23 protein-coding genes are annotated in these 25,902 nt (G+C 45.6%); 15 read left to right on the plus strand and 8 right to left on the minus strand.

Features of this window, described 5'->3' with window-relative positions; all coding sequences use genetic code 11:
• Positions 1-467 precede the first annotated feature (467 nt).
• Positions 468-1,313: a cyanophycinase gene (locus tag QUA50_RS01885; protein ID WP_333260815.1), complete on the plus strand. Its 846-nt coding sequence runs from the start codon at positions 468-470 to the stop codon at positions 1,311-1,313.
• Between the two features lie 160 nt (positions 1,314-1,473).
• Here the strand turns inward: QUA50_RS01885 and QUA50_RS01890 are convergent, their stop codons facing one another.
• A complete protein-coding gene (locus QUA50_RS01890; protein ID WP_333260900.1) occupies positions 1,474-1,722 on the minus strand; it encodes a hypothetical protein in 249 nt (82 codons plus the stop codon).
• Between the two features lie 1,468 nt (positions 1,723-3,190).
• Here QUA50_RS01890 and QUA50_RS01895 point away from each other — a divergent pair.
• From QUA50_RS01895 to QUA50_RS01905, 3 genes are all read left to right on the plus strand, one after another.
• Positions 3,191-3,523, plus strand: a complete 333-nt coding sequence (locus QUA50_RS01895; RefSeq protein WP_333298459.1) for a hypothetical protein — start codon at positions 3,191-3,193, stop codon at positions 3,521-3,523.
• 276 nt (positions 3,524-3,799) lie between these two features.
• On the plus strand, positions 3,800-4,177 hold the full coding sequence (locus QUA50_RS01900) for a BON domain-containing protein (RefSeq protein ID WP_333057018.1): 378 nt from the start codon (positions 3,800-3,802) through the stop codon (positions 4,175-4,177).
• A gap of 236 nt (positions 4,178-4,413) precedes the next feature.
• Complete coding sequence (locus QUA50_RS01905; protein WP_333260809.1) at positions 4,414-4,830, plus strand: DUF2294 domain-containing protein; 417 nt, start codon at positions 4,414-4,416, stop codon at positions 4,828-4,830.
• On the opposite strand, the gene QUA50_RS01910 is transcribed toward QUA50_RS01905, so the two are convergent.
• Positions 4,799-5,299 (minus strand): response regulator, encoded by a 501-nt coding sequence (locus tag QUA50_RS01910; protein WP_333260807.1) that lies wholly within the window; start codon positions 5,297-5,299, stop codon positions 4,799-4,801. The genes QUA50_RS01905 and QUA50_RS01910 overlap by 32 nt on opposite strands.
• 498 nt (positions 5,300-5,797) lie before the next feature.
• Here QUA50_RS01910 and QUA50_RS01915 point away from each other — a divergent pair, with 498 nt between their 5' ends.
• Together QUA50_RS01915 and QUA50_RS01920 are read left to right on the plus strand one after the other, a co-directional pair.
• Positions 5,798-6,601, plus strand: coding sequence for a DUF2267 domain-containing protein (locus tag QUA50_RS01915; protein ID WP_333260804.1), 804 nt, complete (start codon positions 5,798-5,800; stop codon positions 6,599-6,601).
• Between the two features lie 406 nt (positions 6,602-7,007).
• Entirely contained in the window at positions 7,008-9,641 is a 2,634-nt protein-coding gene (locus QUA50_RS01920) for an EAL domain-containing protein (RefSeq protein WP_445243140.1), read from the plus strand.
• 97 nt (positions 9,642-9,738) lie between these two features.
• On the opposite strand, the gene QUA50_RS01925 is transcribed toward QUA50_RS01920, so the two are convergent.
• Positions 9,739-11,391: an alpha-amylase family glycosyl hydrolase gene (locus tag QUA50_RS01925; RefSeq protein WP_333260799.1), complete on the minus strand. Its 1,653-nt coding sequence runs from the start codon at positions 11,389-11,391 to the stop codon at positions 9,739-9,741.
• 473 nt (positions 11,392-11,864) lie between these two features.
• Positions 11,865-12,584 carry a response regulator transcription factor gene (locus QUA50_RS01930; RefSeq protein ID WP_333259428.1) on the minus strand — a complete coding sequence of 240 codons (720 nt, stop codon included), beginning with the start codon at positions 12,582-12,584 and terminating at the stop codon, positions 11,865-11,867.
• A gap of 397 nt (positions 12,585-12,981) precedes the next feature.
• Between QUA50_RS01930 and QUA50_RS01935 the strand changes: the two genes are divergently transcribed.
• A complete protein-coding gene (locus QUA50_RS01935; protein WP_333260796.1) occupies positions 12,982-14,850 on the plus strand; it encodes an ATP-binding protein in 1,869 nt (622 codons plus the stop codon).
• Positions 14,851-15,359: 509 nt separating this feature from the next.
• Here QUA50_RS01935 and QUA50_RS01940 read toward each other — a convergent pair.
• Positions 15,360-15,887 carry an orange carotenoid protein N-terminal domain-containing protein gene (locus tag QUA50_RS01940; protein ID WP_333260794.1) on the minus strand — a complete coding sequence of 176 codons (528 nt, stop codon included), beginning with the start codon at positions 15,885-15,887 and terminating at the stop codon, positions 15,360-15,362.
• Positions 15,888-16,214: 327 nt separating this feature from the next.
• Between QUA50_RS01940 and QUA50_RS01945 the strand changes: the two genes are divergently transcribed.
• Complete coding sequence (locus tag QUA50_RS01945) at positions 16,215-16,580, plus strand: hypothetical protein (RefSeq protein ID WP_333260792.1); 366 nt, start codon at positions 16,215-16,217, stop codon at positions 16,578-16,580.
• 241 nt (positions 16,581-16,821) lie between these two features.
• Here the strand turns inward: QUA50_RS01945 and QUA50_RS01950 are convergent, their stop codons facing one another.
• Together QUA50_RS01950 and QUA50_RS01955 are read right to left on the minus strand one after the other, a co-directional pair.
• Positions 16,822-17,967 (minus strand): glycerate kinase, encoded by a 1,146-nt coding sequence (locus QUA50_RS01950; protein ID WP_333260789.1) that lies wholly within the window; start codon positions 17,965-17,967, stop codon positions 16,822-16,824.
• Positions 17,968-18,043: 76 nt separating this feature from the next.
• On the minus strand, positions 18,044-18,376 hold the full coding sequence (locus QUA50_RS01955) for a DUF565 domain-containing protein (RefSeq protein ID WP_333260787.1): 333 nt from the start codon (positions 18,374-18,376) through the stop codon (positions 18,044-18,046).
• A gap of 364 nt (positions 18,377-18,740) precedes the next feature.
• Here QUA50_RS01955 and QUA50_RS01960 point away from each other — a divergent pair, with 364 nt between their 5' ends.
• From QUA50_RS01960 to QUA50_RS01980, 5 genes are all read left to right on the plus strand, one after another.
• Positions 18,741-19,319: a hypothetical protein gene (locus tag QUA50_RS01960; RefSeq protein ID WP_333260784.1), complete on the plus strand. Its 579-nt coding sequence runs from the start codon at positions 18,741-18,743 to the stop codon at positions 19,317-19,319.
• A 452-nt stretch (positions 19,320-19,771) separates the two neighbouring features.
• Positions 19,772-21,772 carry an ArnT family glycosyltransferase gene (locus tag QUA50_RS01965; RefSeq protein ID WP_445243141.1) on the plus strand — a complete coding sequence of 667 codons (2,001 nt, stop codon included), beginning with the start codon at positions 19,772-19,774 and terminating at the stop codon, positions 21,770-21,772.
• Between the two features lie 43 nt (positions 21,773-21,815).
• Positions 21,816-22,199, plus strand: a complete 384-nt coding sequence (locus QUA50_RS01970; RefSeq protein WP_333260782.1) for a GNAT family N-acetyltransferase — start codon at positions 21,816-21,818, stop codon at positions 22,197-22,199.
• A 316-nt stretch (positions 22,200-22,515) separates the two neighbouring features.
• A complete protein-coding gene (locus tag QUA50_RS01975) occupies positions 22,516-22,923 on the plus strand; it encodes a hypothetical protein (protein ID WP_333401519.1) in 408 nt (135 codons plus the stop codon).
• Positions 22,924-23,020: 97 nt separating this feature from the next.
• Positions 23,021-23,251, plus strand: coding sequence for a hypothetical protein (locus tag QUA50_RS01980; protein ID WP_333260777.1), 231 nt, complete (start codon positions 23,021-23,023; stop codon positions 23,249-23,251).
• A gap of 42 nt (positions 23,252-23,293) precedes the next feature.
• Here the strand turns inward: QUA50_RS01980 and QUA50_RS01985 are convergent, their stop codons facing one another.
• Complete coding sequence (locus tag QUA50_RS01985; protein ID WP_333260774.1) at positions 23,294-23,944, minus strand: TetR/AcrR family transcriptional regulator; 651 nt, start codon at positions 23,942-23,944, stop codon at positions 23,294-23,296.
• A gap of 130 nt (positions 23,945-24,074) precedes the next feature.
• On the opposite strand from QUA50_RS01985, the gene QUA50_RS01990 reads away from it, so the two are divergent.
• Both QUA50_RS01990 and QUA50_RS01995 read left to right on the plus strand, forming a co-directional pair.
• Positions 24,075-25,379, plus strand: a complete 1,305-nt coding sequence (locus QUA50_RS01990) for a glycosyltransferase (protein WP_333260771.1) — start codon at positions 24,075-24,077, stop codon at positions 25,377-25,379.
• A 228-nt stretch (positions 25,380-25,607) separates the two neighbouring features.
• Positions 25,608-25,844, plus strand: coding sequence for a type II toxin-antitoxin system Phd/YefM family antitoxin (locus QUA50_RS01995; RefSeq protein ID WP_333260768.1), 237 nt, complete (start codon positions 25,608-25,610; stop codon positions 25,842-25,844).
• The last annotated feature ends 58 nt before the right edge of the window (positions 25,845-25,902 follow it).

Genomic DNA, 25,902 nt, shown 5'->3' on the forward strand with positions numbered 1-25,902 from the left:
GATCGGACTCATTGAGGACTTACGCTCATCAACCGGATTTCTACGAGCAATCAGAGGAGGATTAGCGAAGAATCGGATCGGAAACCGGATCGATCGCCGCGCGGCCGCGGGCCCTGTAATTTAAGCTCATCTCTTGACCCCTCCTATATCCTGTTAGGGGGGGTAAGTTTGTTTTGTCGATCGTCGAGGATGAGTAAACACCCATAGGATCGTCAATTAAATAATTTCCCTTTTTTCTTGTGGGATGGGCGTCCCGCCCGTCCTTTCTGGGCGGGCGGGACGCCCATCCCACAACAAACAGGAAAAGTGGATTTTATTTAATTCTCATTCCATATCACCCTTGCTGTGTGCGTTCTAAAGTGGTAGAAGTCTGAGCTTTTTTTGTATCTATATATACCTTTTGGCAGTTTTCGGAAAAAGGAATTTTGTGTTTAAGTGAAATTTAATAAATTAAAAGTAGAGATAATATGGCGAGCAACGAAATTCAGGGGAAGTTGCTAATTATCGGTGGCGCGGAAGACAAAGAGGGGGACTGCAAAATTCTCCGGGAATTCTTGCGTTGCGCCGGAGGCACTAAAGCCCGCATTGCGATCATGACTGCTGCCACGAGCCTGCCGGGAGAAGTAGGAGATAATTACATCCGAGTGTTTGAGCGACTTGGCGCTGAAGATGTGCGAGTTGTTGACACCCAGAAACCGGAAGATGCCAACAATCCAGATTATTTAGAAGCGATCGAACAAGCCACCGGCATATTCTTTACCGGCGGAGATCAAGCGCGGATTATTAGCTGCTTGAAAGACACCAAACTCGACGCGGCTATGCACAAGCGCTACTCTGAAGGGATTATCATTGGCGGCACCAGTGCCGGCGCGGCGATGATGCCAGACATGATGATTATTGAAGGAGACTCAGAGACAAATCCCCGCGTTGATGTGGTAGCAATGGGCCCAGGAATGGGTTTCCTTCCAGGAGTTGTCATCGACCAGCATTTCGCCCAGCGAGGTCGTCTGGGACGCTTAGTTTCCGCACTCTTGCTGCAACCTGCCGTGTTGGGATTTGGTATTGACGAAAATACAGCTATTTTAGTCCACGGTGACGAGTTGGAAGTCATTGGCGAAAGCGCTGTAACAGTCATCGACGAGTCGGAAAAACTTCACGACAATATAGATGGACTTTTGAAGGATGAAGCTTTAGCGATTTGCGGCGCCAAGTTGCACATCCTCCCCCACGGATACCGGTTTAACTTAAAAACTCGCCAGCCGGTGCTCCATAACGTGGCAACTACAGCAGACAGAGAAACAGCGATCGCCTAATTTACTGGCAACTGGCAAACATCTGAAAATTATGTAAGGTGAGCACTGCACACCTTACCCCTTCTACCAAGTAGGATGGTTAAAAACCCAGTTTCTGTATCCAAAAATAATAAAAAGAAGAGGATTTTACCTCTTCTTTTATTGCTGCGGTTTCGGATTTTTAAGCACTTTTCTGTTCGCCAAAAATCGACTGCTGCCCTTCTTCAGTCGATATTAAATTCCACCCTTGAGTTCTCAGCTTCTGAAATGTTGCCCATCCCTTAGAACCGCCCGGTTCCCGGTAGTCGGATACAGCGAACTGCCCAAAAGCTGTATAAGGGCGCCACGCCTGACCGGCATCGGTACGCAAGTGCAATATCTTGTCTCCATTGCCTCCGAGTCTGGGCAACCAACACATTTGTTTTAGCATTTTTAACACTCCAGAGTTTTACAGTAACGGTAATTCGCCAACATCCCACATTAAACTTTTAGAGCCTTAGAGCCACTGCTCGGAATATCTAACGGGTAACAGGGACGGATGAGATTTTCACCGATTACCAATTACTGAGGTAGCAGCAGTCGTTAAAGCTGATGAAAGGTTCTACAAAATTTGCTAGTCAAAAACTATAAAACAAGTGCTGCCCAGATATAAGCAAAAATAATCATTGCTCTTCTCGGCTCAAACTTGACTTAAAGTCGCGGGAAAAACCAGTTGAATAAAGGATTCATCTTTCTGGTTTCCCTTGATTTACAATTACAAGCTCATCGTCGCTATTTCCGCATAAAATGACATCTTTCTACGGTATTACCCCTGTAGGATAAAAAATGTTTCTTTAGTTACAAATGTTAAATATTGACGGCGATTTATCTAGTTATCAAAAGTTAAATTACTTTTCATACAATACTTCGGACAGTTTTTGATAGCAAACCGTAGAATAAGGGTTTCAAGGATCTGCGGCAAGTTCGCTACCAACCGAAAATCTAAGGTTTCAGACTGCTAACTAAAAACACTCCCGACTATTGTTCGTAAACAGCGCTTAATAATTTTTAGTTACTTTAACTACATTTTTGATTAAAATCAGGTTTCCGGGTGCCTTGGAGCGCACCTTACTCAATCGCTAGGGTTCGCACTACTAAATCCTCCGGGTGCGCCCCAAGTACCTTACAACATAAGAGTTACAGCTTTAACTCTTAAGAACGATGGCGGCAGATTTGCAAAATTGTAAAAATCAATACTAAGTCGCCACGCATTTAAATTGTATATTTAGGGCGGGCAGGACGCCCATCCCACAATAACAATTAAAATTGTATAGCCTTTCTCAAAAAGATGAGGTATGATTGACAGCTTGTATAACCGCTTAAACGTATAGGGCTCGCATCCCAACTACGTCCGCGAATCTTTCTGAGAACCGCTATAAGTTATTTAATTCGCGATCCTTAATCAAACTTATAAGTTCTGCAAACAAGCTATTCATGGCCGCTGCAATTCAATTCAAACTCTTCGCTCTCAACAAGAAAGGACGGGGCATTCGGGTAATTCGGGACGGGATTTACACCCACTGCGATGAAGATTGTCCCTGATTGCTAATCATCGCAATTATTGGTACTACCGCGACAAACACTATCCCGAATATCCGGCTAACTACTGGGGCCCGGAGTTTAACTACGAAAATTTCGACCCAAAACTAGGCACTCGTCTCGCTTGGAAATTCATCGGCGATGTTGTTAATTTCTCGAGTCAAGAATATCATATCGAAATTTATTACACTGGATAACTCGTGAAGCGAAAAAAACCGCCGGCGACAAGCCATTCTAGAACATAGCAGAACACATTCCCGAAATTCCCGAACTCATCGCTTCGGCAAACTCCCAACCAGCCGCATAAACTGCAATGGTATTTGTTGAAAAATCCGCCCAATCATGAGTTTTTGGAATACTACAAACAGGTGATTCGGCTGCGGCTATATTTGCCTGCACTTTATACCAAAAATATTGAATTCATCCACGAAAATCCCGAATCCAAAGTGCTGGCTTACTACTGCTGGAGCGATGAGGGAACGCGAGCAGTAGTTGTCGCTAATTTTTCGGATACTTATCTATCTAGTAACAGTATTCCTAAGTTTCCGGCTGCGGTAACTTGGTACGAGTGGATGTGTAACAAAATAGTAGAAGTTGGAGAAGAAGGGTTTAAGTTTGATTTGCCGGAATGGTCAGCGCAAGTATTTGTTTGAGAGCCGGAGAATTATGTCTCCAGGCAGATGATCTGCGAAGTTGTAGAACTGTAAATTGTATTTAGGATGGGCGCACCCAACTCAACAAACTGGGTTTTTCTACCTAGGTGGATGGCTGTAACGATACTTTTTTGTAAAAAACTCGGTTTCTGCATCCAATAGTGCGATCGTAATTCCTGGTATTGAGAATAACAATTACAGGGCGACTTGCCAACCGTGAATTAACAGGTCAATTAACAGGTCAATTAACACAAACTTTTTCGGAGGAAAAACTCTATGGGCTGGTTAAAAAGATTGTTTGGTTTAGAGAAAAAAGAAAATCAAGAAACGGTTGACGCTCCTGCTTACCAAGCACCTGTAGCTCAAGCTCAAGCTCAAGCTCAACCTGCTGCGAGCGCTCAGACAATCCCGCCGGAACGCATGGGCTTGAACGGAGAATACGATCAAAGCGGTTTAGCTAAACGGGTGGCTCAAGCTTTCGATGCAAATCCCGATGTTGCGGATATTGAGACTGTTTATGTGGCTCAACTTGGCTCTACTGTGGTTCTCAAAGGTACAGTTCCCAGTCAGGAAATTGTCAACAAATTGGTGACAATTGCTAAAGGCGTTAAGGGTGCAACTGGGGTGGAAACTAATCAAGTTACTGTCGGCTAACGCGACGGTTATTTCTAACAGTTAGGCTCGTGGATTAAATAACTTCCGTAGGTTGGGCCCGTGGAACGAAACCCAACCCCACGCGGGAATTGTTGGGTTTCGTTCCACGGGCCCAACCTACATACAAAAAATGCAAGTTATTTAATTCTCATTCCTTAGCAGCAGTTAACAGTTAACTGTTAACTGTTAACTGCTGCTAACAGGATTTTTTATCTATCATGGTGTCAATAAAAAATATGACAGTGGAAACCTTAGAACCTACTCGCGGTAAATTAGAACGGACTCTTTCGCAGGGAATTCAAGCTTTGTACCGCTCTCAACTCGGACACCCAACGAGTCATGCGCTCTGCAATCTTTTGGATAACAAATTGATAATTATTGTCGAAAATGGGCTTACCCAACCAGAAAAACTTTTAGCTCAGAACGGTCAGCAAGACTTGGCTTTGCAGGTGCGAACACAATTAGAATCTCTTATGGAATTGCCACTGAAAGAATTAATCCAAAAGGTTTTGGGCGTGGGAGTTACTGATTTGCTCCGCGATGCGACCTTGGAGACAGGCCGCACTGGAACGATCGCAATTTTGGACTCTGCACCTCAAGTTCGTGATTCTAATTATAAATCTAAAACTCAACCAAAACCAGTGGAGAGTTGAGGTGCTGGCGGATAACTCTTTCTAAATCTTTGATGTTAAAAGGTTTAGAAAGGTATTCCACGCAGCCGGCTTCGAGAATTTGAGCGCGGTCTTCTGGTTTTGCTAGTGCTGTGACAGCAACAATCGGAATATGTCTGATTTCGGGGTTTTGTTGGACGCGCTTTACTACTTCCATACCGTCTATATCCGGCAGGCAAATGTCGAGTACGATTAGGTCGGGCTGTCTATCGACTGCTGCTGAAAGAGCTGCGTAGCCGTCAACTGCTCCCACACACTCGCAGCCGAATAAATCGAGTATTTGTGTCAGCAGCTCTAAGTTGTCCTGATTGTCGTCTACCGCCAACACTAAAGGACGCTTGTCAACCGGGGGTTGACCGCTCATAAAAGACGAGGATTCCAATTTATTGTTCCAATGAGGGTAGTTCATAAATGCCGATCGAAACGATCGAGAAATTTGTACCCGAGGCATTCTTCAAGTGGCGCTGCGGCACTTGAAACAGATTGGCTCGTATTTGTAGCTTTCCCACGACCAGTTTTTGGTCTAACCCGATACAATATCGCTACAAGCTGCGGGCAAAACGACTGCAGTTGATTAACCCCATAGCATCTGCTTAATTCTACCTCTCCCAGGGGCAATTACCAACTGAGGCCCTCTGGTGCGTCAGCCTTGGTAAAAATACGCAATAAATACGAAAACTCTTACCAATAAAGCATCTTCGCTTAATAGCATTGAAAAGTGGCGACAGCTTCTTAGGATATTAACCACATTAGACATGGGTTCTCCTACCTGGATCTACCTAAAGGAAGATTCTAACCGCTACTTTATTTGAATAACTTACACCTGCTGAGAGATACTTGATTACTCTACTTTAGACTTCAATACTTTTAAGTAGTAATAATCACTATTTAAGCCAGTAAAAAAAATTTTTTACATGAGCTTTACCGGAGATTAACCTAGGAGGTTTTAATGACAATTCCAATCAGAGACGACCTGACTTATATTTTGCTAAAAAAGATTGGCAGCGGCAACGGCAGGGGAGAGTCAGAAATTAGGAACGCAGCCGAAGAATATGTCGGTCACCAGGTGGCAGAAGCGGAATTGCTGGGTCATTTGGACTACCTCAACCAAAGGGAATTTATCAAAGCTCAGTTTAGTGGCGAGCCTTATGGAGGAGCTGAGTTATTGCCGCCTTTAGTGGCATTTCAAGAAGCGGAGTTAACAGAAAAAGGCCGCAAACTGTTACACAAAATGGAGACGAATCCTCCGATGTCGCTCCACCAGGAAGGATCGGCAGTTCCGATCGCTTCTAAGGATATGCCGTTTTTGGAAAAAGTGATGGTAAAAGGTCACTTGGAGGATATTTTTGATGCCCGCGACATTACCGAAGTAGTGTACCGGATCATGCGCGATGTGATGACAAAAGAAGCCATCGAGCACGTGGAATCTGAATTGCACAAAGAAGTTTTGCCTACGGATGACAAAACCCTGCAACAAGAAATAGCAGACCTCTGGAAAGATACGAATCCGCTGGTGGGATTGCTCAGCCTGGTGCGTCAACCTTTGACCGGCGCGCCTGCACCTTTGGGGATCGATGGCAATTTGTTTGCACGGAGGGTGGAACTAGAAGGCTCACTTCCTTCGGGAGTAAAACCGGAAACTGCGATCGCGGCTGTATTTTCGGCAACGAAGGATGAGCTGTCCCAGGAGCGAATTCAGGAAATAGCTGGCTTTTTGCCGGACAGAATTCGAGGAATTTGGGAGTCGGCTTAACGAGACCTTTGAAGGTATAAATACTTACCATCCGGGTTGACGAACCAGTATTCTCCCTCCAGAGGGCAGAATACTGGTTGGTCAACCCGGTTTCTTGATGCCCTCCCACAGATATCTCCTCAAAAGCAAGTCTGGAAAAGGCAGGATGCCTGTTCCACAAGAAGAATTATGGGAAAGGTCTAATAGGTTTGTAGTGAGTACGGCCGTCCTCATAAAAGTCTTTTGAAAAACCCGGTTTATCGCCGAAATTTGTCGAAAAAGCGGAAATATCCCCAGAAACCGAGTTTCTTGCTCCGGGGTTGGGTAAATTCAATAGACGGAGCGAAAGTATTGTAATGTATAATACAGGGCAAGTGAAGACTGTGGCTCGCAAAAAAGCTGTCAAGAGCCCGGGAGTTCAAAAGCGATGATCCGCACCAAAGTTAGACAAATGTCACGATCGACTTTAGAACAAGAGATTTTACTCAATCGAATTACCAATCGCATCCGCAACTCTTTAGAACTGCAAGAGATTTTGACGACAACTGCGCGAGAAATTCGCAGCTTTTTAGAGAGCGATCGAGTAAAAGTTTATCGCTTTGAGTCTGACGGTAGCGGTGAGGTCATTGCTGAGTCCACCAACGGCGACAAATTGCCATCTATGCTGGGTTTGCGCTTTCCACCAGGCGACATTCCCCAGAGTGCTCGGGAAATGTTTCTCAAAGCGCGGCAGCGAGTGATTGTAGATGTGGAATTGCAGCATCAAACAATTAATCGGTTAGATTGTCCCGAAACCGGCAAAACTTTAGCAGTTGAAGATATTAGCTATCGTCCTGTAGACCCCTGTCACGCTGAATATCTGAAGGCTATGGGGGCACGTTCTTCTCTGACGGTGCCGATTGTGCATCAAAATCACCTTTGGGGGCTGTTGGTGTCTCACCACAGCCAACCGAAACGGTTTAGCGATCGAGAATTGAAAATGGTGCAGTTGCTTGTGGATCAACTTTCAATTGCGATCGCCCAATCTTTTCTGCTGAGTCAAGCCCGACAGCAAGCGCGCGACGAAGCCGTTATCAACCAAATTACCAGTTTGCTGCATTCTCCTCTGGAAATCAACGAAATTCGGAAAGCAGTTCTCGAACAAACTGTCAAGCATTTGCGCGGTTCCGGAGGGCGACTATACATTGCAGCCGAGTTTGACGATCGGCCCGCTTTGCTTTACACCTGCGGCCAGCAGCCCGCCGACATCGACCTCGAGCTCAGCCCATTTTGGCAGCAGATTATGGGGAGGGCAAACCAAGACGATCCAGCACAAACTGCTAACCATACAAGCCAATTAGGTATTTTTGAAAATCTATATTCCCAGCATTACAGCTCAATTGACAGCAATATTTCCAGTTTTCTCGTACCGCACTTGTACGCAATTTCCGATATTTCTAAAGAACCTCAACTTAAATCTGTATCTGCCAATTTACTCGCAGCTTCCATTCGCTCATTTTTGGCAGTACCGCTGCAATACCGCCAACAGTGCATCGGCTGTCTCACCGTTTTTCGCAGCCCTATAGAAACCGAAATTTTGTGGGCGGGCCGTTGCAGTTCGGACGCCCGGCACGATCGTCCCCGACAGTCATTTGCAGCTTGGAAAGAAATCAAAACTGGCGAAGCTCAAAAGTGGACTAGCGAAGAACAAAAGCTAGCACAATCTTTAGGGACTCACCTGTACATGGCTGCAATGCAGAGGCGCGTCGAGGCGATGATCCGACATCAAGCTTCTCACGATCCGTTAACTGGTTTACCTAATAGATTGCTGTTTAATGAAAGGCTGTCTTTAGCTTTAGCTAGCGCTCACCAAAATGGAGAAATGCTGGCGGTAATTTTTCTAGATTTAGATAGATTTAAAAATGTTAACGATACTCTCGGTCATCCAGTGGGCGATTTGTTGCTGCAAAGTGTATCTCGGCGTTTGACTAAGTGTTTGCGCGTCGGGGATTCGATGGCTCGTTGGGGCGGAGATGAATTTACTGTGCTGCTGTACAATATCAACACCCCGGAGGAAGCAACTAAAATTTGCCAGCTAATTATCCAGAGTTTAAGCAGTCCTTTTGATTTTGAGGGTCTGGAACTTTATATTAAGGCTAGCTTGGGAATTGCTTTGGCTCCTTACGACGGAGAAGATGCAGAAACTTTGCTAAAAAATGCTGATGCTGCGATGTACAAAGCTAAACAGAAAGGTCGCAATAATTATCAGTTTTACACGCAGGCGATCGGCAGTAAAGTATCCGAGGATCTTAACTTAGAAAATCATCTTTACAAAGCTCTAAAAAATTCAGAGTTTGTCCTGCACTATCAACCGCAAATAAACTTAAATACTGGCAAAATAGTGGGCATGGAAGCTCTGATTCGCTGGGAGCACCCCGAACGCGGTTTGATTCCTCCCGATCGATTTATTCCCTTAGCTGAGGAAACAGGATTAATCTGCCAAATTGACGAATGGGTGATGCGGACTGCTTGCTTGCAAAATCGAGCGTGGCAGTTACTGGGATTGCCGCCGATGCGGATAGCAGTGAATTTATCAGCCCGCCAGTTTCTGCAACCTCACACGGTACAAACCATCGCTGAAATTTTATCAGAAACCAAGTTAAATCCCGAATATTTAGAAATAGAAATTACCGAGAGCATTGCCATGACAGATGTGAGCTTTACGGTGTCAGTATTGCAGCAGTTGCAGGACATGGGAATTCACATTTCTCTTGACGATTTTGGCACCGGTTATTCTTCGCTGTGGTCTCTGAAAAACTTTCCCCTCAATAATTTAAAAATAGACAAATCTTTCGTGGCCGATTTGGTGACCGGCAGCAGCGGTGCTACTATTGTGAAACTGGCGATCGCCTTGGGACAGGGCCTGAATTTACAGGTGATTGCTGAGGGTGTGGAAACAGCAGAACAGTTGGCGTTTTTGCGATCGCATCAGTGCGATATCGGTCAGGGTTACTTCTTTAGCAAACCAATACCGGCGGCGGCCATAACCCAATTGTGCCTAGAAAATCAATCTGGGAAATAATATCGATTCCGGTTGCACCGTCAGGTGATTGTTGACTGTTGACTGTTGACTTTTGACTGTCAACAATGAGGAGTGCAACCGGAATCGATATGACAGCTTACTGCCAAACAAACACTTTTGCTTCGTATTCCGGCAAGTCAATCATAATATTGTCATCGCCAGATTCAACATCATAATTCCCCGTCCATTCGTGCCAAGTTCCGTTTGCCGGAAAGTGGGGAACGCTGTAACCTGCCAGATAATTTTCCGACATATTCGCGACTACTACAACTCTGGAACCTTCATCGTTCCAGCGAGTGTAAGCAAAAACTTTCGAGTCGGGGTCTTCGTGGAAAAACTCGATGTTTTCTGTGTAAAGTGCTTGGTTATTTTTACGCAGGTGAATCAAGCCTTTGTAGTATTCCCACAAACCTTTATTCAGGTCATTTCCTAGCAGCGTCCAGTCAATTTTAGATTGCTCAATTGTTTTGCCTTTGTATTCGCCAAATTCTTCGCCCATCCAAATCAGCGGCACGCCAACTGCTGTCATTAACAGCACGGTTCCCAACTTTGCCCGCTTGAAGGCGGCTTCATCCAAAATTCCCCGATCGCCCAATTCGGCAAAAACGCGATCGTGATCGTGATTGCTCAAATAATTGACTACATTCGTAGCACCCAAGTAACCTTGCCGCTTGCAGTCGATTACCTCTTTGAGCCGTTCTAAATCAAAATTGTCCCCGCACAGTTGTGGAATTATCGAGTGATAGAAACTGTCGTGCCAGCAGCCGTCCATCGGCCCGTCTAGATTCGTGATGCTGGGCTCGTCGGGAATGTATTCGGCAACGGTATAAAACGGTTTGGGGCCGGCGACATTTTTGGCTTCTTGAACTATCCAGTGCATGAAATCGTAGTTAGCAATTTGTCGCGCCGCGTCGAAACGAATGCCGTCGAGATGATATTCTTGAACCCAATAGCGGACTGTATCGCCAGTAAATTTGCGCGCCGGGTAAGTTCCTAAGTTTTCGTCGTAAAATTCGTAGTTAAATTCCGGGCCCCAATTGTTGTCTGGATCGCGGGGTTCGTGGTGGTACCAATAATCGTGATCGATTTGAGTGAGGGGGCTCGACGATTCGGAGTGGTTGTAAATCCCGTCCATGATGATGCGAATGCCGCGCCCGTGACACTCGTCTATCAGGTTTTTGAGTTCTTCTGTGGTGCCGTAGCTTGACTCGGCAGCGAAGAAGTAGCGGGGGTTGTAGCCCCAACTGTAGTCGCCCGGGTATTCTTTGAGGGGCATGAGTTCGATCGCGTTGACGCCGAGTTCGACTAGGTAATCGAGTTTTTCAACGACGTGCTTGTACTTGCCGCGGGCCAGCGGATCGGCTTCGCCGCCGGAAAAGTCGGCAACGTGCATTTCGTAAATCACTAATTCCCGATCGGCCGGCAGCGGTTTGTCGTCGTGTTTCCAGACGTAGGTATCGACAATGCGCGAGCCATCTTTGATCCGAACAATGCCGTTTTGAGTAGGATCGTCAATGTCAGTCGCGTAGGGATCGACCACATCTACCCACTGATCGGGTTCCAGAAACCAGCTTTTAGACTGAACTCGAAATTTATATTGATAAACGCCATCTTTTAACTCAACTCGCGTGCGGAAATAACCTTCTTCGTCCTTTTCCATCGGAATCTCTTCCCAATTAGAAAAAGAGCCAATCAAGGCAGCTCCTTTGTTGTAGGGAGCAAATAACTTGAATTCAATTGGGGCAGCCATAATACCTCTTTCTAAAATATTTCAGTAGCAGTTGATACTTTTAATTTGGCAAATTTAAGCGAACTCAGCATCGCTCTACGGATATAATTTTTTTAAGGCTTAACTATTCCTAAAAGGATCGTAATATGGTCTCTGTCTCTGCCTTTTATGAATTGAGGTCGCGCAATATTGGCAGTGCCAGAGAAATTTATCTAACCGGGGATCGCTCAACAACAACTATTAATAATAAGCTAATTTTTTAGCATCTATCTTAAGATAGATTCACTTTAAAAAATATCTGTACATGGATAGATGCGGCTTTAAACTCGATTACTTTTATAACAACCAATAATTGCTCTGCTGGTGCACACTGCCTACCCTAATTTTTTTGTAACAATTAGTAAGTCTGTGTGCACTGCACACCCTGAATCCGTAGCCGTAAGGTGCGCCCAGCGCACCCTACTTTTAACTTGATTTTGCCTGACGATCAGGCTTTATCCAACCAAGCCAGAACGCAGGGCGAGAACGGCTGCCTGAGTACGGTCATCAGCGCACAGTTTGTTGAGAATATTGCGGACGTGAGTCTTGACTGTACCGACAGTAATGTAAAGCTTTTCGGCGATCGCAGCATTGCTGTAACCCTGTACGATCAGTTCCAAAACCTCTAATTCCCGCTCGGTTAAAGGGTAAGTCTCAATAATGTGACTAAACTCGGGTTCGGCAGCCTTAATTGTGACTCTTTTGCCCTCAGCCTTCGGTTCTTCCGGCGCGGGTTCCTGAGTGCGAGCTTGTTTCAGGACGATACGGGCGATCGCCGGATCGATCCAAGAGTTACCTTCGTGAGTTACTTTTACTACATCTAATAACTGATCGAAGCTAATATCTTTCATGCAGTAAGAGTCAGCTCCGGCGGCAAAAGCTGCCAGAACTTCTTCTTCATTGTCCTGAAAAGTCAGAATCAAAATTTTTGTATCTGGATCGGACTCCTCTAAGGATTTTTTGAACTTTTGTGTCAGTTCAATGCCGTCAAAATCCGGCAACCCAATATCTACAATTGCCACGTCAGGTTTTGAAGACTGAAGCAGTTTCAATCCCTCTGTAGCGTTAGCTGCATCGCCAACAACTTCTATCGTGTCACGCTGTTGTAAAGCTGTGCGGATGCCGACTCTTGTCAGGTCATGGTCTTCTACCAAAGCAACGCGAATTTTACTCATCTTTCTTCCAATAGTCCGCTAAACTTTTAAAATATCGTCAACTGACTCAGCTAAACTGAGTAAATTTGAGAATGTGTCCTGATTTAGGGTTTTACAGGTCGCACATCATTGTTAAGCATACTCATGCAGCAGCCAAGAATGCAAGTTAATTTTTAAGTTATTTTGCGACGATGCCTGCACTATCCGGATCGGGACAGGTAAGCTCTCAATGTTTTAACAGTTTAACTGAATTATCTCCTTGTCCGCCCGTTGATAGAGGTAAAGATACCACTACCCAGATAAATTTAAAGTATAAAAAGTTTTGATGCACCAGGGCGGTCAAAATCAATAAAGCTAGCCGCACGAGTCTTTAGCCGATGTTAGGGCTCTAGTCCAATGCTTATTTATATAACCTGTTATGACTCAGTATCACGGGAATAAGTCTTTTCGCTCGGAGTTTTCCGACTCGGAAATCTTAGACAAAGTATCTGAAATAACATCCCCCCAACCGCAAGTTGGCGACCGCGAAACTCAGGACGATCGCCTGTGGTCGGCAATTCCTCACATAGTTTGGAAAACAAAGGCCGACGGCTGGGCTACTTATTTCTGTCAGCGCTGGGAGGAGTACACAGGCGTACCAGCAGCAGCAGCTTTGGGTTTCGGCTATCTGGCGCGCGTCCACCCAGAAGACCGCCCTCGTCTATTGGCGAGATCGCACAGTTCTAAGTTCCCACCGCCAAGCTACGAAATTCTATTTCGCCTGCAGACGCGAGAGGGCACTTACCGCTGGAACGTGGCCAAAGGAAGGCTCGCTAACCCCGACAGTCAGGAAGTTTTGGAGTGGGTGGGAACCTACACAGATATGGAGCCGATCGAACAAACTAAAGCCGAGCCCCAAGCAGAACCAGAGTTTTGGCGCCATCAAGCGTGCTCGGAAGCTAATTTCAAAGTAGAAAAATTGTGCCAAGCCCGGACGGTAATAGAGGCTGGGCGGGAGTTACAGGTGATAGAGCAGTTTACAAATATATTGAGCCAGCGCGCGGGCAGTTTGTGCCAGTTGTTGCAAGCCATCGCGGACGCGACTGTAGAGGCGATCGCGGGAGCGGAATTTTGCCTAGTTGCTCTCCTGGAGTCGGATTGCAGCGGCCTCAAACTCAGCGCTGTCGGGGGTACGGAAAACTTTGGTGGGGGCAAAACCCCGCACGTGCAAAACAAGCTGCTGTGGAAAGCATTTGCGACGGGAGAGTCTGTACTGTGGCGGTCGGAGTGCCGCAAAGGCTTGCTGCCGGCGGCGGCTTGTGCAGTCGCGATCGAGTCCGACCAAAGCGGGCGTTTGGGTGTGTTAGCCATCGGCAACCGGAAAGACAGCAGGGCGATTGACGCCCATACTCAGCAACTGCTGGCGGTGATGGGAAAACAAGCGGCGATGGCAATTAACAACGCGCTGGCGATCGAAAAATTAAAAAAGCAGGAAGAGCTTTTAGACTTGCAAAACGAGTTGCTAATTCGCCAGCAGGAAGAACTGGAAAATCAAGGGCGACGCATTCAACAGCAAAAATTGGAACTGCTAGAAGCAGCCAAGTTAAAATCGCAATTTTTGGGCATCATGTCCCACGAATTGCGAACTCCCATGAATTCGATTATCGGCTTTTCCCAATTGCTGCTGCGCCAGCACAAACAACTGCTCAGTGCCCAGCAAAAAGAAATGGTGGGGCGCATTTTAGATAACGGCAAAAACCTGCTACTGCTGATTAACGATATCCTCGACCTCTCCAAAATCGAGAGCGGCCGCACAGAATTAACAATTGAAAAATTTGATTTAGCAAATTTAGTAATGGATGTCGCCTTAGAATTCGGAAATCAAGCCACCGATAAGAACGTGGCAATGTCCGTCAGCGTGTGCTTGCAGCATAAGTTTATAGTTAATGACAAGTTGCGCCTGCGGCAAATCTTGGTCAATCTCGTTTCCAACGCGGTTAAATTCACACATGAGGGCAGCATCTACATTGAGGTGCGGGAATTAAATCGCGATCGGCTAATTATCACCGTTCGGGATACAGGAATCGGCATCTGTGAAACCGATCTTCCCCACATTTTCGACAAGTTCCACCAAGGCGACCAAACCACAACTCGCCAATATCCAGGCACTGGTTTAGGACTAGCTATTTGTGCCTCTTTAGTCAAGATGATCGACGGCACAATTACTGCTGAAAGTCAACCCAAAAAAGGTTCGATATTTCGGATGGAATTTCCGCGAAAAGTTTATCCTAAAAAACTTACTTCCTGACTAAGGATAGCGAATTAAATAACTTACAATTTTAATTGTTATTGTGGGATGGGCGTCCCGCCCGTCATGAGTGGACGGGCTATAAGAGCCCATCCCACTTTCAAGAGTGGAAGTTATTTAATTCTCATTCCTAAGCTATTACGCATTTAAACCAATAACGACAGACGTAGGGTGCGTCAGAAGCCAACACTTGCGGGATATGGTTCATACTTATGTACGCTCCGCACCTTACTATCCTCTTTTAAATGCCCAACAGCTTAAAAACCTTTTTATATTTATCAAAATAGCCGATTTTCACTGCTCTTACAAAAACTTTTGTTCATCTATAATAGACGAAAAAATAAATAGGACTAAGAGCAAAAAAAGGTTTTACCTAATAATTATAGCGGTAGGGTGCGCCGAGACGCACCCTACATATAGAGGTTTTGGGTAATTCCTTTATTCTTGAGTCCCTCTCTGCTAGGAGGAGAGTTTGTGTAGGATAGGTTGCAACAGCAGACTTTTATGTCTTAAAGACTAGAAGTTTTCCCTACTTCTGCCTGAGTAGCAATTGGTTTAACATCGGTGTAGCCCATATTATTAGCTACGTCGCGCAGCACCGAAATTTGCTGTTCAAAATCAAGACCTTCAATTTGACCCAACACGCCATTGACAGCCTCAGTTGCCTCATATCCGTCGGGGATATCGACAATTGTTTCACCCATACCAATCGCCCAAGCATACCAAACTACCAACTGATTGTTAGCAGTTAAAGCTCCGTAAGCGTGAGAATACGGCGTGTCGTCGCGGTTGACAATACCTCGCATTATATTCAGTTGTTGGTCATGGGAAAGCTTGTAAAAATCATCCAGCAGCATGGGAGCTAATTGTGGGTCGGCTGCGGTGGGAGCGGCTGGTGTAATTGAATCTCCCATTTTTTCATAAACAAAGTAGAGCAGCGCCAGTTTTTCATCTGTACCCAACCCGTTGATTGTCTGAACGATGTTTTGAGTGTCGTTGGAGAGAGAGTGAGGATTGGTCGCGGCGGGTGAGTTCATAAACAAAATTCCTTAAAAATGCTTTCAAAATATATAAATATCAACATTTGTAAGTGCGAGTCACCATCCCGAAGAGGTAATACGATTTGAGATTTTAAATTTTAGATTTTAGATGTAAGAATTGAGAATGGCACATGATGTATGGGTTTGAAGCTTGCATATAGTTGGATTAGTTTAGGAAACTCGTGTAATGTTGACCAGCCACATGAGAATAAATCAGCCTTGAGATAGAAGCGCGCGATATATCTACGGGTAGATGAAAAATTAACGAAATAGAATCACAATAAATACAGTAAATTGTTAAATAAAACTAGAAAGGAGTCGGCTATGTCTCAAATCAATACAGAACCAAATAACACTGAAAGCTTTGACGCTCAGCAGATAACTGAAAGCGTGGAAGCTGGAGAACAAAAGTTGCCGACAGTTGATGTATCAGCAGACTACGAAGCTTCAAAAGAATTTAGTGTTAGTGACATCGATCGCACGGGTGCCGGCGCTCAAGCTGCCGCCGCTGCAACTGCACCTAAATTTCCTATTCCCGCTCCTAAAGATATCGCAAAGCCTGCAGATACAAACGGCAATCCCGCTGATTTTCGTTCGATGGCTCAGGAAATTAAGCCTGCAGGTACACCGGGCGAAGTTACCGACGATTTGATACAGAAAGCGCTCGATCTTGGTACTCCCGGCAGTTAATTTAGAAATTCTCCATTCTCGACGGACAACCTCTGTATTGTAGGGTGCTGATGACGCGCCTTACCCCTATAATTCGCGCGTCAAACCACTTGTTAGATAAGTGCTGCAAGTGAGTGTACGATAAGCTGCAATACAGTAGGGAGGGAACAAGGTTGTGTCCTTAAAAGCTGCAATAGGGTAGGGACACAACATTTTTGTGTCCTTAAACCGTTAATTTTAAATCTCCCTAATCGCTTAATTTTCAGTCGATCGCCCGACAAATTTTGCCGATCGTGCGATCGCCCAAAATTTCAATTACTAAATCCACGCGATCGCCCTCCTCAACCATCGACTTAATAAATAACTCGGGATGCAGCGCTTTCCAGAAATATTCGACAAACCGATTAATTTCCGCTTCTGACATTCCCGACTTCCCCGTCGCCATCATTTCCCGTTCCGCCTGATTGCGCCACACTTGAGAAATGCGATAATCTTGGGGATACAAAACCATCAACCGATCTAATCGGTTCCACAGGGGCAGATAGTCGTGCAGCTTCGCATTCATATCGCGCGCAAACTGACAGTCGCCCTCTGTGAAAATCGGAAACGGTGCACCCGCCAAAAACTGGTTTAATTTGGCATCAACCACCGGATTCACACCGACAAACCAACCTTCAAAAAGTACAATATCCGCACCGGAAATAATTTCGGGTTGACTTCTATCTCCTGCACCTCCATAGGCTGATTTGTCAAACCTGGGAATTTCTATATTTTTAATTATATCCGGTTTGAGGGCATCTGATTTGGGATTGTCAAATGCTGCTAAATTATGAGTTTGAGAACCGCGCAACTTGTCTAAAACTGCGATTCCCAAGTCAATATCGTGAGTGCCGGGGGGGCCGCGCCAAATTAAACGCGGGTCTGCTTTTTGGAGTTGTTGGCGATCGGCATAAGTCTTGTAAAGATCGTCTAAAGAAAGGCTGACAGTAGAATATCCCAATTTTCCCAGAATCAGCCTCAAAACTTGGCATAAAGTAGTTTTTCCCGTTCCTTGCCCTCCTAAAATTCCTTGAATTAAAGGACGGTTTAAACTTTGTTTGGCAGTCGATAATTGCATTGCCAGCGGCAGCCACAGATTCCACAAAGTTTCGAGAAAAACAGTTGACTTTACGGGGAAAGTATGCAGTTCGTCAAGAAGAGAAAAGAATAAATCGGTTTTGCAGCGGACAATATCGGCTACACTGTCGGGAGTAATCCCAAAAGCGCGCGATCGCGAAGCCCTCGAAGAGGATCGCAAATCATCCGCAAGTTCCCACAAAGCCAGGTGCTCGAAGTCGGGAGCTTTTGGGCGATCGCCGGCTTGCCATCGATGTAAAATTTCAACAGGGGTTACAGTCGATCGATCCATATCCTAAAAAACTCTCGCTAGCGGGGGCGGGTTTTGTACAATTACTATCTACAACCGACAAATATTTCCCCTCATTTTAAGAGCCAAGTTTGAAAGCCTCCACAAATAAATTGTAAGTCAAGCCAATTCTTAGAGCAGTGAGCATATCCACCCAAAAAGAACGGGCTACAGGCCGCGGGCTGCCGTAAACCAGCCAGCTTGCAAACTCAGTCAACAACACCAACAGCCCGGCGGCGATAATATCCCAATCAGCAGATTGTCCGGCGATAGTCGAAATAGCAGTTCCCAAAAAAGTGCCGAAAAGCAGGCTAATTAGCATTAGCGAAATCCGCCGCCAAGGATTGCTCAGCCAGCCTCGGAATCGCTCGCCCAGAACATCAATCAATCTGTTAATTCGGGTATTCTGCATAAAAAAAATTATACCGTTGGAGATTCGAGATTGGAGATTTTAGATGCGGAATTACTGATAAATATTGGGGTTTAGAGTACGGGCATAGAGTAGCACTTTTTTTTGAAACTGCTATTAAAAGCTATACCGATCGGTCAACAAATGCCCCTCCAGGCTAACTCCAAATTCTTACCGCGGTCAGTATGTCGCCATCTAAAATATAAAATTTAACATCTAAGATGGTATTAAGCGATCGGCGAATTATAGCAGAGAACGGTTAAGTCATTAAGTGTAACTGTATCTTGTGTCACAGCAGCCCCTGGTTTTACATTAAAAATAGTTAAGACTCATTGCGGGTGCAGTCTATCCTTTAAGCCTAAAATTTATGAATCTTAAAATTTACCAGCTCGTAATTGGAGTGTCGATCGTCCTAATTACAGGAATGTTTCTAGGACGTTTTGAAATCACTATCTCCAACGGTTCAAATCAGTCGAGCGATTGGCCCTCACAAGCCACCGCACTCCCCCCCATACCCCCCATTTCCCCAGTGGCGACAGATTCAGCAGACACCGCTAGCGAACCCAAACCCGACTCAATACCAACCCCCCCAGAGGCAGAGGAGGAATTGCTTTCCTCAATCCCTGTAAATGCTAAGGCCTCCGGTCTTTTGCGCGTCAGCAACCGCAGCGAACACCCAGTGCGAGTGGCCCTGCTGTCGAAACGGCAAGCCAAGGAATCCTACGGCAAACCGGCGCACTGGGATTTTGCGCCGGGGGAAGGTGGCGGCAAGGGACTGATGCTATCGCTGCCGGAGGGAAAGTTACAAGTCAAACGGGGAGACATTTTAGTGGTTTTTGCTCAGGATGGTTCTCGCCGCTACTGGGGGCCTTTCGTCGCCGGGGAGACACCCTCGCCGGCTTGGAACAGCACAGCCGGAGAATGGCAATTAATTTTGCAGCCGTGAACGCTTAGCTGCAGGTGCGGAAATTTGGGTCGAGAATTCCGGTCGATCCGGTCTTGTTGAGAATGGGCTATGGGAGGTTAAACTCACATATCTTGCACCATTCTCGCTTAACAGGCTTTTGGGCCTGTTCCACAAAGAGTGAATTTTCTTGTGGGGAGTAGGGGTTGGGCAGGAGAGCCAGCCCCTGAAAGGCTTGTTGAGAATGGTGCAACATCTCTGTTTAACTGATATCTTGCACCATTCTCGCTTAACAGGCTTTCCGGCCTGTTCCACAAAGAGTGAATTTTATTGTGGAACAGGCCGGAAAGCCTGTTCATAAAAGCCTTCTTGAGAATGGTGTAACATCTGAGTTTAACCAGATTCGATCGAATGGGGAGTTTCGAGAATGCGAATCTTTCGGTAGACTCTCTATGCGAGCTAAAATTTAAAATCTAAAATCGCAGGAAGTTTGCGTGAAGGAAGTTATTAAAAATTTGTCAGAGTTTAGGAAGCGCCCGTTAGCGTTAGCGAAGCGATCCGAAGGAAAGCCCTCGAAGAGGATCGCACCAAAGCTGCTGTCGCTTTTATGGCTGTGCGCGATCGCCTGGGTAGGTTTCTTGTGGAATCTCGGCAACATCGGTTTAGTTGACGAAACCGAACCGTTGTTTGCCGAAGCCGCCCGTCAAATGACGCTGACAGGGGATTGGATCACTCCTTATTTCAACGGCGAAACGAGGTTTGACAAGCCACCGTTGATTTACTGGCTGATGGCGGTGGCTTACCGCACGCTGGGTGTTAACGAATGGGCCGTGCGTCTTCCCTCGGCCTTGTGTGCGATCGGTCTGACTTGCCTCGGATTCTATACCTTATCGAAGGAAGGAGGAAGTTCGGCAACGGATTCTGTAACGGATTTAACGGATGTCAGGAATAAGGAAGAAGGGCACGATACGGATTCGGACACGGATACACGGATGAATGTAACTGTCTTTTCTCCCTCGTTCTCCCACTCTCCCACTCCCCCACTCTCCCCTTCTCCTAGTATTCCTATTTTTCTTTCTACTCCCTGGATTGGTGCTGCCCTAATAGCTTTAAATCCCCAAACTATTGCCTGGGGACGGACTGGCGTTTCAGATATGCTATTAGTTAGTTGTATGTGTTCGGCACTATTCGCATTTTTTCTCGGTTACACTCTAGAAGAACAGAGAGAAAAAGCCGAATTTTCCACCGTTTCCGCTTCCCGATTTCCCAATAAGTGGTATCTGACTTTTTACGTACTAATTGCCTTAGCAATTCTGGCTAAGGGGCCTGTGGGAATTGTCTTGCCAGCGCTGATTGTTGGCTGCTTCGGGCTTTATTTGGGAAATTTTTGGCAACTTTGGCGCGAAATGCGTCCGGTGTCTGGAATCTTGATTATTCTGGCGATCGCCCTGCCTTGGTACATTTTGGTTATTTTAGCCAACGGTCAAACTTATATTGACAGCTTTTTTGGCTATCACAATTTCCAGCGTTTTACTGGAGTAGTTAACAAGCACTCGGCGCCTTGGTATTTTTACTTTTTTGTAGTGCTAGTTGGTTTTGCACCTTGGTCGATTTATTTGCCCGTGGCGATCGCCCGCACCAGTTTTTGGCAGCGCAGTTACTGGCGCCGTCAACCGCGATCGGCTCAGTTGAGTTTATTTGCCCTCTTTTGGTTCGGCTGCATCTTTGGCTTTTTTACGATCGCCGTGACCAAATTGCCCAGTTATGTATTGCCTTTAATCCCCGCCGCTGCGATTTTGGTAACGCTGCTGTGGAGCGATATTATTGCAGGCAACAAAGCCGAAAACAGGCGGGTAAAGTTAGAAAAAAAACCTAATTCTTTACCGCGAGGGCTGTTAGTTACATACATTTTCAATGTTGTATTTTTATTGATTGTAGCCGGAGCAACTTTCTACAGCTACAACTGGCTGGGAGACGACCCGGCTATGCCCAATTTTCCCCAAGCAATTCAGCAGTCGGGATTGCTGATTGTCGGCGGTACGATTTGGATAATTACTGCGGTGGCGATCGCACTTTTACTTTGGAAGCGGCAACAACGCTGGATTTTGGTTGCTAACTTCATTGGGTTAGTAGCATTTATCATCTTTGGTCTTACTCCCGCCTACAATTTGGTCGATATCAACCGCCAGTTACCTCTGAGACAGTTAGCGCAGGTTGCCGTTCAACAAAAACTGCCAGGGGAAGAATTGCTGATGGTTGGTTTCTGGAAACCAAGTCTGGTTTTTTATACCCAAGGGCCGGTGACTTACTACCGAGCTGTCCAAAAGGCGATCGACTACATTAAGGAATCTAAAAACCCAACTTCTCCCTCTATTTTGGTGCTGGGATATCCCGACAAATTTGAGCAATTAGGATTGCAGCCAAATCAATATAAATTGTTGGACAGTCGGGGGGCTTACCAACTCGCAAGGGTTCCGAGACAAGCGTTTCGCTAGTGTCTATAGTGTTATTTAATACTTGGTTAAACAAGGTAGAAAAATGATTGAAACTAACAATCTTCAACTACTTGCCGTCGAAAGGATTCACGTAGAAGCTTTCTTACGCAATAAAAGCGAGCTTGCAGCAATTTTAAATCTCATAGTGCCTAATAGCTGGCCTCTTTTCCCGGAAGCATTTTCCCTCCCTGCTGACGAATCTTGCGAATCCAATCCGCCTCCAACTGACTGGCACAGCTACTTCTTTATTCATCCAAAAAATGAATTGCTGGTCGGCAACGGAGGTTTCAAAGGCTCACCTGATGAGTCGGGGACTATAGAGATAGGTTATGAAATTGCTTCCGAATATTGGAATCGCGGATTTGCAACTGAGGTGGCACAGGGAATGATCGATTATGCTTTCGCTCACGAGGAGGTGAAAGCATAATCGCTCACACTTTAGCTGAAAAAAATGCCTCGAATAGCGTGTTGCAAAAAGTGGGAATGAAGTTCATTGCAGAGGTGGACGATCCTGAAGAAGGCAAGATATGGCGATGGCAAATAAGCAGGGATGAATATCATCCGACTTGAACCGTAACGCCCTTTGGCTGTTTAAGTCACTGGTTTTGGCGGTAATTTGAAGGTTCTCGGTTGGAGCATTAAATCTGGCAGATTGAATAAAAGCTATAATCTAGTCACTACCTAAAACCCGAAGCTCCGACCCTACAATGGTTTCAATTCTCAACAAACTCTCCTCGTTAGTCTTGGAAGGATTAGTCAAAGTAATGAGGGAAAAGCAGCAACTCAGCTTTAAGCAGGCAGTTGTGAGACAAACTATATACTACGTCTCAAAACAGTTACCACGCGAAGAGCAAGATAATGGAGAACGCTACTTCATCTCTTTAGCCAATAAATGGATCGAGCAGCCGACACAGGAAAATGCAGAAAAGGCTTCAATGGGGGTTGCCTGCGATTATATAGATGGAGGTATGAGATATTTCGATTATCCATCATATTTCCTTACACCTGCTGAGGCAGCAGGCAGTAGTGCATATGGTGCAACACAATGCGCCTTAACAGCATCTGGAAACGATTCGCGAGCCGCCTATCAATGGCAAATTACTGCTGCTTGGGCTATTTTGAATAACAAAGAACCACCGCTGCTGCAATAGAAATGCTTAATAAACATTCCGACGGACTGTATTGAGCATTGATTGAATAAAAGCTATAATCTACTTACTGCCTAAAACCCGAAGCTGCGAGCCTATAATGGTTTCAATTCTCAACAAACCCTCCTCATTAGTCCATGAAATTTGCATTGAAAAAGTCGATGGGTGGAAGTTGTTCAAATTTAGTGAATCGCTGCAACAGCGTAGGTCACAATTGTTAGAGAAGAAGAAGGCAGACCAACTAACGGCAGAAGAGGCAGCGGAACTCGATGCAATTGGGGAATTAGATCGCATCTTTACCCACATCAATGCAATGATGGCGGCTCAATAGGCGAGGTGATGATTAAAGATTATTGTTAAGAAAGTTGTAACGTCAATTCTCTTGAACACCGCACAAGACAAGTTGAATTGCAGCCTGTGTATATCGCTCAATCATCTCCGGAGCGAGTAAATCTTGCTCTGGGTTTAGATGTTTTACATTTTCATAGGCGTTGGCATAAAATGTACAAATGCCAATAATGTTGAGCGCGGTCATTTGAATATCAACCTCTCTAAATACTTGCGCTTTTATTCCACGTTCTAAGATGTTAGCTAGCAAGCCGATCGGTTTTTGCCAACCGACAAACTTGAAATACTTGCCTTGATTTTGACTTGCCTCCTGAAACAACAGCATTCCTCTGCATCGGTTTGATGTTTCATATTGAATCGCAGCTTGAATCAACGCATTCAACGCTTGGCTTGGTGGCAGTCGATCTAAGTTAAGTTCCAGGAAAACGCTGTGAAGTATGGATGCCGGACGTTGTAAAACAGCCTGATATAAACCTTCTTTGTTCTCAAAATAGTAGTAAATCATTCTTGGCGAAACCTTTGCTCGCTCCGCGATCGCATCAACTCTTGTACCGTGTAGTCCGTGTTGTGCAAACTCAATTTCAGCCGCATCTAGAATTTGCAACTTCGTAGCTTCTGCATCGCGGGTGATTCGACTCGATTTGGGGTGTGGTGATGCTTTTTCAGAGCGTCCCATAGGTTTTACTGACTATCTGGCAGAACGTCTCTATGCTACCTAAGATTGGAATAAACGTTTAATTCGTACTTGACAACCTGGATTCTGATGTCTCATGATTATGGAATAAACGTTTAATTCATAATTCATCATGACGCGATTCCTTATTGGCACGGTTGCGGCGACTGGACACGTTAACCCTGCTTTACCGATCGTTCGGCAGTTAGTTCAACAAGGTCATGAAGTCTGTTGGTACACCGGAAAAGGTTTGAAGGAAAAGGTGGAGGCTTCAGGTGCGCGTCATGTGCCGATTCGTAGAGGCATTGATATTACAGTGCTAGAAACCATTCCGACTGAATGGATTGCTCAGAAAGATGCCCTAAAAGGGGTTGCTCAGTTCAAGTTTTATCTCAAACATGGCTTTATCGATGCGGCGGTAACGCAGTTACAGGACTTAACTGACATCCTTCAATACTTTCGGGCCGATGTTTTGCTCTGTGATGTGTTCTTTTTAGGGATGTCGTGGCTGCATGAAAAAACAGGATTGCCTTGGGCCGGATTTGGAATGTCAGGCTTGCCTTTCAGTAGTCGAGATACTGCGCCCTTCGGATTGGGTCTACAACCAGACAATTCACCCTTGGGACGAGTCAAGATTCGTGCCTTAAATTGGCTCTCTAAAAATGTGCTGATGAAAGATGTAACGGTTCATCTCGATCGGGCGCGGGAAAGCGTCGGTTTACCAGCAAAGGGACAAGATTTTTTCAGTGCAGCTTTATCACCGTTTCTCTACCTACAAGGAACAACCCCTTCCTTTGAATATCCGCGCCGCGATCTTCCCTCTCAAGTTCACTTCATCGGCACATTTCTGCCACCAGCCCCTGCGGATTTTACCCCTCCGTCTTGGTGGACAGACCTCGATCGCGGTCAGCCTGTTGTTCATGTCACACAGGGAACCGTTGCGACGGAGGCAAGCGATTTACTTCTACCGACAATTCAGGCGTTAGCGGATGAAGACGTGTTATTGGTTGCAACAACAGGCGGACAACCCGTTGAAACCATCACCCTCAATCCGATTCCTGCTAATGTCCGTATTGAGTCTTTCATTCCTCACGCTCATTTGCTGCCTCATGTTGATGTGATGGTCACAAACGGCGGTTTTAATGGAGTTCAAATTGCATTAGCGAATGGCGTTCCAATTATTACAGCCGGACAAACTGAAGAGAAACCGGAGATTTGTGCCAGAGTTGAGTGGTCGGGCACAGGAATCAATCTCAAAACCAGTACGCCAACTTCTGCTCAAATCCGTGATGCAGTTAAGACAGTTTTGGCATCACCAAGCTACAAGCAAAAAGCACAGCAGATGAAAATGGAGATTGATTTGTATAATTCTTCTGTGATTGCGGTAGGCTTGCTAGAAAAGCTGGCAGCAACAAAACAACCTGTCTGGAATAAGTAAGCTATCGGCGTGTAAACGCAGTATAACAATGCTCAACTTGCCTGAAACAAGCAATAATGGATAGGATGCCATTTTAATTGTAAAAGTGTGGTAGCCATGACTGAGTTACTGTAATCTTATTTTGGGTTGGTTCACACGCAGAGTACGACAAGTTTCTGGGGCAGTTGTAGCAGTGTCTACAGCCAGCCAATATCAATTAGAAAAGTGTATTTAGACAAGTGGAAAATTATGATCCCAATCAATGAAGCTCAACAGCAGTTACAGCAGTCGATCGCTCCCATGAGTCAGTCGCATCAACCGATCGCGATCGCAGGACAGACTAGCAATACAGTATTATTATCTGAATCAGACTCCGCATCTGTTCAGGAAATATTGTATCTTCACTCAGTGCCGGGGATGCGGGAATCGATTCGGGAAGGACTGGCAACGCCAATTGAGGATTGCGATCGCTCTTTGGAGTGGTGAGGAGAGCCGACCATACGTGCAATAATCAGCCATATTATCTGGTACGCGATCGCCTGGA

The organism is Microcoleus sp. M2_D5, from assembly GCF_036701935.1.
Classification (GTDB): domain Bacteria; phylum Cyanobacteriota; class Cyanobacteriia; order Cyanobacteriales; family Microcoleaceae; genus Microcoleus.